Here is a 13,537-nt window from a genome sequence, read left to right on the forward strand (position 1 = left end):
TTGTATAAGGAGGCGGAACGCCATGCTCCCCAGATTAGCAGGATTCAATGGAATCAGTCTCAAATACAGGCTTCTATTCTATTTCTTGATGCTAGTCATCTTGCCTACGTTGATCATCTCGGTCACAATCTATAATCAGTCATATTATACCATAACGGATAATATCAATACTTCAGTTCAAACCAACCTTAATATGGTAGAAACGGTGATTCTTAAAAAAATTGATGAAATGGATGGGGTCGCGAATTCGATTTATATGAATCCGGACATGATCGACCGTTTATCTTACGAACGCCCAACAGATCGAATCGGGTTCGTGAATGAGTTGGCTGAGTTAAATAAAATCATTAATAGCTATGATTTGCCTAATCGACCCAGAACGCCATTCGTCCCGATTCTTTATATGCTGAACAGGTCGGAGTTCAAACAATATAATTTCTCCCGCAACGTTACGTCTATCACCGAAATCGAAAAAGAGAAATGGTACACGCAAATTCCTCCCAAGGCGCAATATTCGATCAGCGGTCCGCATGTGACTTCTTCAGTGAATGGAAAGGCATATTCATTAAGGCTTACGAAGCGATTGTTCGGATTAAAGAATATTTCGATTCCTTTCGCGGGAGTGCTTACGATCGACGCCAACATCAGCGATTTTGTAAGCGTTCTCAATCAGCTCAAGCCTTCCGTTAATAGCTCGGTCATGATTCTTGATTCTCAGCGTAACATATTGGTCAGTCCCGATACATCATCGATAGGCAAGAGTATGGCGAACGTTCATTACGTCCAGGGGATATTTCAAAGGGAAGGAACATCGGGCGCATTCGAACAATCGATTTCCGGAAGACTGATGCTTGTCTCTTATAAAGGGATCGGATCCCTTGGTTGGACAATCGTCTCCATATCCCCTATCGGAGATTTAAACGGCAAACTAACTGCTTTCAGGCGGACGATGTATATCGTGCTAGCCTTGTGTATGCTACTCGCCGCTATTATTGCCGTGATTTTGTCGAATAGCATTACGAATCCGATCCGTATGTTCATCAAATCAATGTCGTATGCTCAGGAAGGAAACTATGACATTCGAATCCGGTACAATCGGAAAGACGAATTCACTCAACTCTTTAGCCAGTACAATATTATGTTACGGCAAACCAAGGAACTGATCAAGAAGCTTTATTTCAGCGAGAACAAGAAGAAAGAAGCTGAACTGAAGGCACTTCAAGCGCAAATCAATCCGCATTTCCTCTATAATACCTTGGATTCTATTAATTGGATTGCGCTTCGGCATAAGGTGCCGGAAGTCAGCCATATGGTGACTTCTCTCTCGGACTTCTTCAGATATAGCTTAAATAAAGGGAAAAACATCATTGTGATTGAAGACGAGCTTCGTCAAGTCGAAAGTTATTTGTCGATTCAGAAGGTTCGCTTTAAGGAACGGCTCGATTACGAGATTGTGGCAGAGCCCGAAGTATGCAGACATATTGCTGTTAAGCTGATTTTGCAGCCGCTTGTCGAGAATGCCCTTATTCATGGTATCGAAAGAAGGCCAGGGAAAGGATTTATCAGAATCCAAGCACGAAAAATAGCAGATCGTATCGAAATCGAAGTTGAGGATAACGGTGTCGGCGCGAATGCAAGTCAACTGAACGAGATGTTGCGAGACGAGGGTAACCAAGACAAGTCGTTCGGCATCTTCAACGTGGACCAGCGTGTTAAGCAAGTTTTCGGCGAGCAATTCGGTATCCGATACCGCAACAAAGCGGAGCCTGGTTTGGTCGTAACGGTGATATTGCCTGCGACGACAACCCTCGAGGAGGTAAACGACAATGTTGAAGATGATCATCGCTGATGATGAATATAATGTCAGGGAAGGTTTAAAGGACCTGGTCAAGTGGGAGGAGCTCGGCATCGAGATCATCGGGCTCTCAGCGGATGGTCAAGAGGCATACGAGCTTTGCAGTGAGCTAAGGCCAGATATCTTGCTGACGGATATCCGCATGCCTCTCATGAATGGATTAGAGGCCGGACTTAAGCTGAAAGAATTGGAAATTCCTCTCCGCATCGTTTTCATTAGCGGAGCGCAGGACTTCAACTATGCGAAAACCGCGCTCAGCATTAACGCGGACGGATATATTCTAAAGCCGATCAAAATCCCCGAACTCGAAGAGACGTTTCGCAAACTCGTCGCCTCCATCTACATGGAGCGTAACCAAGAGGAAAACAACGAGAAGCTGAAGCGACAACTGCAAGAGAGCATGCCTTTGCTCAGAGAAAAGTTCTGGGTCAACCTGGTGCAAGGAATGTACGGCAACGAGAAAGAAGCACGAGATAAGCTGGACTTTTTTGGGTTTCAGCACGATTGGCAACAATTTTGGTCGGTAGCGGTGCTGCAAATCGACGATTACGAATTAGCGATCGAAAGATACAGCGAAGAGAATCGGCAATTGTTGTCCTTCTCCGTGCTCAACATTGCAGAGGAAATCGCCGGATCAAATGCCATCATCACTTTTAGTATGAACGAGAACGAGACGGTAGTCGTTTTCCATCATACCGAATCGAGAAGCGGTTTGCCGGCTAGCGTATGCCAAGAAATCTGCGATAACATCAACAAGTATTTGAAAATAAGCGTCTCTGCCGGAATCGGAAATCCGGTTCAATCCTGTATTGTATTGCAAGACTCCTATCGAGAAGCGCAAACGGCCATTAAGTATAAATTTTACACTGGGAAAAGCTCCGTTTTGCAATTCGACGACATCCGGCCTTGCAACAATGCCATTGTATTTCCGAAGCTTCACGAAACCGAAAGCAAGCTCCTCAATTTTATGAAGCTTGGGAGAATAGGGGAAGCGGAGGATATGGTGGCAGAGATATTCAATAAGCTCTGCGCCAACCGCGATCTGCCTATCGATTACGTGCAAAGTATCTGCGTTGAGTTGATTAATATGGCATCCAGAATTTTCTACGAAATCGGCGAAGACATTCAGCAAATCGCGCCTCATCTTTCATCCGTAATCCATGAGGTTTATGATAATCGTGATGCCTCCGAATTGAAGAGCGTATTGCTTGTTTTTTTCAGAGACTTAACGGAACACTTTTCTCAGAGGTATACCCATAAAAACTGTAAGCTTGTGCAGAAAATGAAAGAGATCATTTCGCAATCTTATATGAATAACATCACCGTTTCGCGGCTTGCAGAAGAAGTCTATTTATCTCCGAATTACATCAGTCTCATTTTCAAAAAAGAAACGGGAGAGGGGATTTCCGAATACATCACGAAGGTGCGAATGGAAGCGGCCAAGGAGCTGCTCAAATCGCAAGACTTAAAAATTCTAGAGATCTCCGAAATGGTTGGATTCGAGAATGCCACGTACTTCAGCACCGTATTCAAAAAAATGATCGGCATGCACCCTCAAAAATATCGCGAGCTCGTTCAACAGACTTCCGGATAATCCGGGAGCTTTTTTTCGTGCATTCATGTTTGAAAACGTAGATTATTTAATTTCATCATAGATATCTTTATTCCTTGAACATCAGCGATAAATTAAAATCAATACATAATTTGTTTTCTAAAGGAAGGTGTAAAGGTGGTAACGGATTGGAGAAAACAACTGGATAGGTCTAAAGGTATCTTTCGCGAGCCGCCCAAAAACGTACCTTCAAACAGAGTCGTCGACGGTCCTTTAATCGGAAACGGAGATGTCGGCGTTGTACTGAGCGGACCGCCTGAAAGACAGAGGTTATGGATATCGAAAACGGATTTCTGGAAAACAAAGCCGATCTATCCGAATGGAAGTCCCTGCTTGATGGGGGGAATAGACATTCATATCCCCGAATTGGCCAGGGCATCGTATTATAGCGAGCAACGGTTGCTTGAGGCAAAAGTCGTGTCAACGTTTCAAGGGGACGAATCGTCAGTAACCTTGGCAACCTGGGTATCGGCCACGGACAATATGCTGGTCTTGGAGTTAACTAACAAAGGTAATGCCGTCGCGGTTGCGTTGGACCTGTGGGTTCAGACCGGGCATGAATCCCAAACCGAACGCGGCAACAAGGAGGACGTTACATGGGTGACGCGAAAATTTAACGGCGTAGATTTGGAATGGCCAACGGAAGGTGCCATTGCTATGCGCTCCTTGACAAATAGTAGCAATTCCTTTCAATTAAAGCCTGGAGAAAAAAAGTGCATCGTTTGTTATGTACTGACAAATCACGACACAGTGGACTATTTGCAAGAGACGATTGGAAGAATAAAAGCTTGCGATGAGAAACGAATTAATTGCCTTTACTTGGAGCATGAAGTCTGGTGGGATCGATATTGGACCAAATCAGCGATTGAGATCGGCGATGAGGTACTAGAGAAATTTTGGTATGGTTCCCACTACCTTATGGCTTCCTGCAGTCGCAACAAATTTTTCCCGCCGGGTTTATTCGGCAGTTGGATCACCGTCGACAACCCTGAATGGGCAGGAGATTTTCACTTGAACTACAATTATGAAGCGCCGTGGTGGGGAGTCTATTCGTCCAATCATGTTGAATTAAGCGAACCTTACGATATGCCATTGTTGGAATATATGCCCAACGGCAAGAGGCATGCCGAGCAATTTTTAGGATGCAAAGGTATCTACTACGATGTTGGAATAGGGCCAAAAGGATTTTCTACTTCGAAGTCTACTACGCAAGCATGCATGAAATACGAGAATGGTCATTTGTTTGAAGGACAGAAAAGCAATGCAGCTCTCGCTGCGGTAAACATGCTGATGCGTTTTTATTCTACCTATGATTTGCACTATGCGAGTCAAGTTGCTTATCCCTATCTGATCGAGGTTGCGAATTTTTGGGAGGATTATCTGACGTTCGAAGATAACAGATATGTCATTTATCGAGATGCCGTGCATGAAGTCGCGACATGGTCGGACGAATACTTTAATGAAGATTCGCTGCAGGAGTTCGAGGACATGAATCCCATTCTTTCGTTAGGGGTAGTCCGAACGGTATTTAAGGGGCTGCTGGATATTTCTCAAGAGCTGGGCCTTGACGCGAATCGTCGGGAAAAATGGACGCACATCTTGGAGCATATGAGTGATTTTCCAACGTATGAACGCAATGGAAAAACGATATTCAGGTTAACGGAGCAAGGACGCGATTGGTGTGATGGCAATACTGTGGCCATTTACCCGATTTGGCCCGCCGGAGCGATCGGTCTCGATTCTGATCCACGGCTGCTGGAAATTGCAAATACTACCATTACCGAAATGAATCGTTGGACGGATTTTAATGGATTTGCCACGATTTTTACCGCTGCGGTACGCGTTGGCTATGATCCCGAAATCATCATGAACCAACTTCGTCGCCAGTGCATGGAGCATAGCCTCCCCAATCTGTTTATCTACTTCGGAGGAGGCGGAATCGAGTGTTGCAGCGGAGTACCATCGACGATTAACGAGATGCTGCTGCAAAGCCATGAGCATGTTCTAAGGCTGTTCCCTGTTTGGCCTAAAGCAAGAGATGCCCGCTTTATGAATTTACGAGCCTATGGGGCCTTCGTTGTTTCAAGCGAGCTATCGGATGAAACGGTAAGGTACGTTGACATTGTTAGCGAGAGGGGCAGAACGTGCCGCGTCTTACAACCTTGGCCTAATGAAGAAGTCAGTGTCGCGGAAATAGATGGCGATCAGCGAAAAGAAATCGATTGGAAGCAGGAAGGAAACATCATCACTTTCGCTACCGAAGAAGGCAAGCTTTACCGCTTACAAAGTTCATAAATCTAACAAGGGTGGAAAATGTTATGTCTAATATCAAAGAAGTACTCGTCCTACACCATAGCCACATGGATGTCGGTTATACGACCGCGCAGCCGATTTTGCTGGAAATGCAGCATCGATATATCGACCAAGCGCTGGAACTGTGCGAAAGGACCGAAGAGTGGGAGCCGTTCAATCGTTTTCGCTGGACCTGCGAGTCCACCCTTCCGGTGCTGCGCTGGCTGGAAACGGCGCAGGAAAGCCGTATCGAGCGTTTCAAGCACTTTTTGCATAACGGGCAGCTGAGCGTATCCGGATCTTACATGCACATGACTCCGCTTTCCTCAGCCGAGGAGCTGGCAAGAACGCTGTATCCTCTCCGCCGGCTGCGCGAGCAGTTCGGGATCGGCATTAATACGGCGATCCACCACGACGTTAATGGTCAGCCGTGGTCCTATGCGCAGCTCTTGCTCGATGCCGGCGTGGAATTTTTGATTATGGGCGTCAACGTCCATTTCGGCGGCGTGCCTTTCATGCGGCCTAACGCGTTCCATTGGGAAACGCCGGATCGTAGAAAGCTGCTGACCTTCAATGGCGAGCACTATTCTCTGTTCAGCCAAATTGCCGACGTCAATGCCAATGATACGAACATCATGGCCGATGGGCTTTCCAACTATTTGCGCAAAATCGATGCGAATCCGGAATATCCATTCGACTTCATTTATTTGACCGCGACGAATTTGCCTCTGTACGACAATAATCCGCCGGACCGGGAATTGGCGGCGCTGTTGAAAAAGTGGAACGAGGAAGAGCGCGGTCTCCGTATTTCGTTCGTCACGCCGGAACAACTGTATGCAAGAGTTAGGGAGCATGCGGCAAAGCTGCCGACCTACGCCGGGGATTGGACCGATTATTGGAACTTCGGCTCGGCAAGTTCCGCCAAGGAAACGAAGCTGAACCGCCGGACGAAGCAAGGCATGAAAGCGGTCGAGCTGCTCGATGCCTTTGGGCGCGAGAACGAACGATCTTTCATCGAAGTGAAGAAGGAAGCTTGGAAGCAAATCCATCTGTACGACGAACACACCTGGGGCGCGCATAATTCGGTATCGGAGCCCGATCAGTTAAGCGTTGAGATCCAATGGATGCATAAAGCCCATTACGCCTATCAAGCGAACAGCCTGACAGGTCATTTGCTGAACGTGCATTTGGAGAAGCTGGCGGGCAATCCGCTGCAATCGGGAGAGCCGGAAGGCTTGCTGCTGCTCAATCCGTCTTCCGTTGCCGTGACCCACGATATTCGCGTTCCTTCCAGTTTTAAGGTTCCGGGACGACATCTCGGGGCCGACCGGATGCGTCATGTCCTCATGAACAACGACGTTCAACATCAAGGGACAAGCTACGGCACGGTTGAGCTTCCTCCTTTCAGCTGGCGCAAAGTTCTGATCCGTTCGCTTACGGAAGCAGAATGGTCGGCCGATATTCAGGTTGACGGAGGCAAGGTCGGAAAGGAGGGAGAAGGGCCATGGCTGCGTGAGGTTACCGTGCAGGAGGGGGCAATCGATACGCCGTTCCATACGTGCCGCTTCGATCCGTTGACGGGCCGGATTACGAGCTTGTTCGATAAACGGCAAGGCTGGGAAGTGCTCGATACATCAAGCCCTTGGACATTGTTCCAATACGTGCAAGAGACGGTCGATCCCGTCTATCACCAGAATAACCGCAGCGCCCTCTTTCCGAGAAACGTCGAAAGAGGAAACAACAGCTTGACCGACTGGGTCCATGACTGGAAGGCGAAGCGACAATCGTACACCCGGCTCCATGCCTGCCACGTCGAGAGAAGCGCGAACAGCGCCACCTTGATTCTCGGCTGGGACGCGCCGGGCGTAGAACGGCTGGAGCAGCGGTACACTTTCTTCGTCTATAAGCCGGATATCGAAATGAAGGTTTCCTTCCATAAGCAGGATATTACGACGCCGGAGGGCACTTATTTCGTCATCCCGCTAAACTTGGAGGCTTGGCGCAGCCATTATGATACAGCTGGACAGCTGGTCGAATTGGATGCACAACAGCTTCCCGGCGTGTGCAGGGACTACGTCACGGTAGACGGGAGTGTATCGGTGTACGACGGCCAGCATGGCGTAACGATGGGCTGCACGGATGCGCCGATGGTGCAGGTCGGGAATTTCAATTTCTGCAAAGAGCAGCAAACGATCGACAAGAAAGAGAAGCCGCAGCTATTGGCATGGCCGATGAACAATTACTGGGACACGAATTTCCGCGGACGCCAACCGGGCTACAACGAGTTCGTATACACGCTTACGACTTTCGAAGCGTTCAATCCGACCAACGTCGTGGGAACCTCCGTGAGGGCGACTTCCGCCGTGCTTGCTACCCCGGTAGTAGAGTGCAAAGAAGCAGAGGGAGGTCAATTTATACAGATCGTAGGCGAAGGCATTCAAGTGTTCGACGTGAAGCCTGCCGAAGAGGGCGACGGAATCCTAGTGCGTTTGATAAACGTTTCGGACCACAAAGCGGATGCGCGACTTCGGTTACCAAATCGATCGATTACCTCGGCGTACAGGACCAACGCGTTAGAGCAGTATCGGTCGGAAATCGCGATTACCGGCAAAGATACTTTAGAGCTCGAACTGGAAGCTAAGCAAATGCTGCATTTGCTTATGGTGTTTGAATAATTAAATTTGAAAGGGTTGCAAAACAATGGAGTTTAACGACAAATACCCTTCCGAGATGCACGACTTGAATTTCTGCCAACCGATTGCCCGGTGGGATGAGGCGCTTCCGCTGGGCAATGGATTAACTGGCTGCTTATTATGGGGCGATGGCGCACCGCTTCGATTCAGTCTTGACCGAGGGGATTTGTGGGATACTCGGCCTGCGCCAGAGATATTAGCAGACGATTTTACTTACCGTAATCTTATTGATCTCGTAAGAAGAAGAGAGCAAGAGGAAATCGCATGCAGGTTTAACGACTTTTTTACGTTGTATCCATATCCGACTAAATTGCCGGCGGGCAGATTGGAACTCGATTTCGGATTCCCCGTGAAACATATGAACTGCAGGCTGAACATCCGTGAAGCCAAGGCGGAGGTCGAATGGAACGCTGGGGAAGAAGCTTGCCGTGCGGAGAGTTTTCTGCATGCGGAGACGGGGCTTGGATATATCAAAATGAGAGGAACCGGAGCGGCCCGGCCCGACTTGAGACTTGTTCCCCCTGCTTATTCCGGCAGTTACGAGGCGCCTGACGATTATCGAAATTCGCTCGAGATCAGTTTGGCCTCTCTCGGGTACCCGGAAGCAACGTTCGGCGTAGACGGGGACGTGAAGTGGTTTCATCAAAAAACGAACCATAGTCTGGAGTATGCGATCGTTGTCGCTGAACGCAAGTATTCGGAACATGAAATCGAATGGGTTTATGTGATTGCAGCAAATCTAGACGGCACTGAATGGTTTAAAGGGGCAAAAGAGCGAGTTCGCGAAGGGATAAGGATAGGATTTAACGGAGCGTCACAAACGCATACGGCTTGGTGGAAACGCTATTGGAGACAAAGCTCGCTTACGCTCTCGGATTTCGAAATGGAGAAGCAATGGTACTTAACGAACTATTTGTTCGGTTCCTGCTCGCGCAAATATGCTCCGCCAATGCCGCTTCAAGGCGTATGGACAGCCGACGAGGGGATGCTTCCGCCATGGAAAGGCGACTATCATCATGATTTAAATGTCCAATTGTGTTATTGGCATTACTTGAAGGCGAATCATCTTACGGAAGGGGAAAGCTTGCTCGACTTTCTGTGGGAATTACGTCCGGTTGCCAGTGAATTCGCTCGAACCTTTTACGAGACGCCCGGCATTAATCTGCCTTCCGTGATGACGATCGATGGCAAGCCGCTAGGTGGTTGGCCAATGTACGCTTTGAGTCCAACCAATCAAATTTGGCTAAGTCAGGCATTCGATCATTACTGGAAATATACGGGAGATCTTCAGTTTCTTGAAACACGGACTTATGTGTATATGAAAGAGACGGCTGAATGCATTGAGCAATTGCTTCATCCTGGTGATGACGGAAAATTGAGATTATCGCTGTCAAGCTCCCCCGAAATCCATAATGATACTTTAGATGCTTGGTTAACGCCGAACAGCAATTATGACTTGTCCTTGTTAAGGTATTTATTTGCGCGGTTAGAGCAGATGGCGGATTTGCTTGGTAAAGCTGCAGAGCGGGAGAAATGGAAGGACATTCTTTCGCGATTGCCTGAATTAGCCATTAATGAGACGGGACTTAAGCTGAGCCCGGACGAAGCGCTTAACGAGACGCACCGGCATCTCTCGCACGCGATGGCGATTTATCCATTGCAAACACTCGATTACCGTCACTCAGAAAGCGATAAACAAGTCATTGATCAAACGATCGCTCATCTCGAGAAACTCGGAAAAGGGTATTATTGCGGTTATACATTCGCATGGATTGCCGCAATTTATACTCGACAAGGAAATGGAGAAGCCGCGCGCTATCATTTAAAGACTTTCTGGGAATACATGTGTTCTCCGAACGGATTTCACCTCAATTGCGATTTCAAAGAGACCGGACTCACGGGCATGCGCGGTCGGGTATTTACACTCGAAGGGAATATGGCTGCTGCCGATGCATTGCAAGAGATGCTGCTACAGACTTCGGATGGTCTTATTAGGCCATTCCCGTCAATTCCGAAAGAATGGTTCGAAAGCGGGGCGGAGTTTCGTCGTTTTCGCGGAGACATGGGGATACTTGTATCCGCAAAACTGGCAGCCGGACGGCTTGATTTTGTAGAGCTACATGCCGAACGCGGAGGCGTTTACCGCGTGGAAAATCGTTTCGGCTCGGATTCGTTGACGCTTGAAAAAAACGGCGAGATATCGACAATCGAATGCCCGATCCAGTCCGAGATCGTGATAGAAATTCAAAAAGGGGAGACAGTTCTGTTACGAATCAAAGATGAAGCGAACGCATTGATTAATCAGCAAGCGGCACGACATCCAGGGGTCAACTGAGAAAACGGAGGTAACATATTGCGATGAAAAGATTAGACGAGCGTACTCGAAATCAAATTGAGGAATGGATATCCGAATTAACCCTTCAAGAAAAAATTTGGATGATTCATGGCGATAATATTTACGATACAAAAGGAATAGAACGGTTAGGCATTCCGCCTCTCCGCTTTTCGGACGGTCCTATGGGGGTTAGAGCCGACTTTATGCGGGGAACTATCGGACAAGAAAACCATGGCAAAGATCTGGTTACGAAATTTCCGTGCAACATCTCTGTCGCGGCTTCATGGAATACAGATATAGCTTTTGAATACGGGAACAGTTTGGGTTTAGAGGTCCGGGGCCGCGGGAAAGACGTATCGCTCTCCCCCGGCATCAACATCCATCGAACGCCTCTCAACGGTAGAACCTTCGAATATTTATCGGAAGATCCCTACCTCAATTCGAAATTAGCCGTACAAGTCATTAATGGCTTACAAGAAAACGATATCGGCGCATGCGCCAAACATTTCGTAGCCAATAACCAAGAAACGAACCGGACTCAAGTCGACGTTCAAATGGATAACCGCACCTTTAATGAAATCTATCTGCCGGCTTTCAAGGCCGCTATAACCGAGGGGAAGCCTCTCGTGGTCATGGGGGCGTACAATAAGTTCAGGGGCGATTTCTGCTGCGAAAACAAGTATCTATTAACGGAGCTTTTGCGTGATCAATGGGGATTCGACGGGATTGTCGTTTCGGATTGGGATGCCATCCATGATACAAACAAAGCCATTGAGGCCGGAACGGACGTCGATATGCGGGTCGATCCGGCATACGACGATTATCCGTTTGCTAACCCGCTCAAAGCGAAGATCGAGTCGGGCGAAATTCCAATGGAAGAATTGGATAAAAGGGTAAGGCGTATTCTCGAGCTCATGTTTAAACTCAACATGTTTAATCCTGAGGAGAGGAAGCGGGGGGCTTTCAACACGCCCAATAGCGCTGCGACAGCTTTAAAAGTAGCGCAAGAGGCGATGGTTTTGTTGAAGAACGATCGTCATATTTTGCCGTTATCCAAAAACGCGAAAAAGATCGCCGTAATCGGAGAAAACGCCAATCGCTCACATCTGATGGGCGGCGGAAGCTCAGACGTGCAGGCTCTTTACGAGGTGTTTCCTATTTTGGGAATCTGCATGCATTTGGGCGGCAACGTAGAAGTGCAGTACGCTCAGGGTTACTCGTCTGAAGAAACCGATCCCTTAAAGCAACAAGCAATGGCCGATGAAGCATTCGAATTGGCTAAAAATAGCGAGACGGTCATTTATATAGGCGGCCTTCAGCTTCGGCATGATGAGAAACCCGAGCTTTGCTTTGATTCCGAGAGTACTGATCGTGTAGATCTAAAGCTTCCGTTTGGTCAGGACAATCTCATCAAGCGATTGCTTGAAGCAAACAACAATACGGTAATCGTAAATATAAGCGGCTCCCCCGTCGAGATGTCCGAATGGATCAAAGACGCGCACGCGGTCATTCAGCAATGGTATTCCGGCTCGGAAAGCGGGAATGCGTTGGCATCCGTACTATTTGGCGATGTGAATCCATCGGGCAAATTGCCGATTACATTTCCGAAGAAAATCGAAGATACACCTGCTCACGTCTTCGGAGAGTTTCCCGGTACGGATAGGGTTACCTATAATGAAGGAATTTTCGTGGGTTATCGCTATTATGACACTTACGAGGTGGATCCGCTATTTTGCTTTGGGCACGGTTTGTCGTACACAACGTTTGCTTATAAAGACATGAACGTTCGTATCGTCGAAGACAAAGCCGAAGTCGATTTTACCATAGAAAATACCGGCTTGCGAGCTGGCGCGGAGGTCTCGCAGCTCTATGTGACAGACTTGGAGTCGTCCGTGAAGCGTCCGCAAAAAGAGCTGAAGGGCTTTGTAAAAACGTACCTGGATGCCGGTGAGTCTAAGAAAAACACGCTGATCTTGAAGCGAGAAGACTTCTGCTTCTTCAGCGAGGAACAAAACGATTGGGTATTCGAAAACGGCGAATTCGAATTGCTTATCGGCAGTTCGTCAAGGGACATTAGATTGAAAACGATAATGGAATGCCGTTAATCGTCGGCGAAAGGACGATAGAATTTTTAAATGCATCATAGATTTCTTTATTCCACAAAAAGCATTTCGAATATAAAATTAGATCATATCAAGCAGCACTAGTGCAAGGGGGAAATCAATTGGCAGGCAAAGCTCTCATACGCGAATTCAGGAAAAACTCGGCGTTGTTTATCTTGATGCTTCCGGCGATTGTCATAGTGATCATCAACAATTATATCCCGATGTTAGGATCCATTATCGCTTTTAAAGATATCAAGTATACGAAACAGGGATTCATCCACAGTTTGATCACGAGTCCGTGGGTGGGCTTCAAAAATTTTGAATTTTTGTTTGGGAGAAGCGACGCTTATATTATCACCAGAAATACGATTTTGTACAATGTTCTGTTTATGGTGATCGGCACGCTATTCGCGGTCTTATTGGCCATTCTGCTGAACGAAGTCACGGGCAAACGGAAATCAAAGGTTTATCAGAATCTAACATTTATCCCTTACTTCATCTCTTACGTAGCCGTTACTTACCTTGTGTATGCTTTATTAAGCTTCAATTTCGGTATTATGAATAATGTTATTTTAAAAACCTTTGGGATTGAATCGATTGATTGGTATATGTCCAAGCAATACTGGCCTGTAATCTTAACTATAG

General features: G+C 47.3%; 6 protein-coding genes and 1 pseudogene. All 7 read left to right on the forward strand.

Annotated features, from left to right (window positions below; translation table 11 throughout):
* Positions 1–22: 22 nt before the first annotated feature.
* Entirely contained in the window at positions 23–1,849 is a 1,827-nt protein-coding gene (locus AC1DVJ_RS09835; protein WP_477590300.1) for a sensor histidine kinase, read from the forward strand.
* On the forward strand, positions 1,827–3,449 hold the full coding sequence (locus AC1DVJ_RS09840; protein ID WP_477590301.1) for a response regulator transcription factor: 1,623 nt from the start codon (positions 1,827–1,829) through the stop codon (positions 3,447–3,449). The genes AC1DVJ_RS09835 and AC1DVJ_RS09840 overlap by 23 nt, the downstream gene beginning before the upstream one ends.
* A 135-nt stretch (positions 3,450–3,584) precedes the next feature.
* A complete protein-coding gene (locus AC1DVJ_RS09845; protein WP_477590302.1) occupies positions 3,585–5,762 on the forward strand; it encodes a glycosyl hydrolase family 95 catalytic domain-containing protein in 2,178 nt (725 codons plus the stop codon).
* 23 nt (positions 5,763–5,785) lie between these two features.
* On the forward strand, positions 5,786–8,434 hold the full coding sequence (locus AC1DVJ_RS09850; protein ID WP_477590304.1) for a glycoside hydrolase family 38 N-terminal domain-containing protein: 2,649 nt from the start codon (positions 5,786–5,788) through the stop codon (positions 8,432–8,434).
* A 25-nt stretch (positions 8,435–8,459) separates the two neighbouring features.
* Positions 8,460–10,787, forward strand: a complete 2,328-nt coding sequence (locus AC1DVJ_RS09855; RefSeq protein WP_477590306.1) for a glycosyl hydrolase family 95 catalytic domain-containing protein — start codon at positions 8,460–8,462, stop codon at positions 10,785–10,787.
* A gap of 23 nt (positions 10,788–10,810) precedes the next feature.
* On the forward strand, positions 10,811–12,892 hold the full coding sequence (locus AC1DVJ_RS09860) for a beta-glucosidase (protein WP_477590308.1): 2,082 nt from the start codon (positions 10,811–10,813) through the stop codon (positions 12,890–12,892).
* 119 nt (positions 12,893–13,011) lie between these two features.
* Positions 13,012–13,537, forward strand: a pseudogene (locus AC1DVJ_RS09865) (sugar ABC transporter permease); the annotation flags it as partial.

This window comes from Paenibacillus sp. P4_A9, assembly GCF_056402415.1.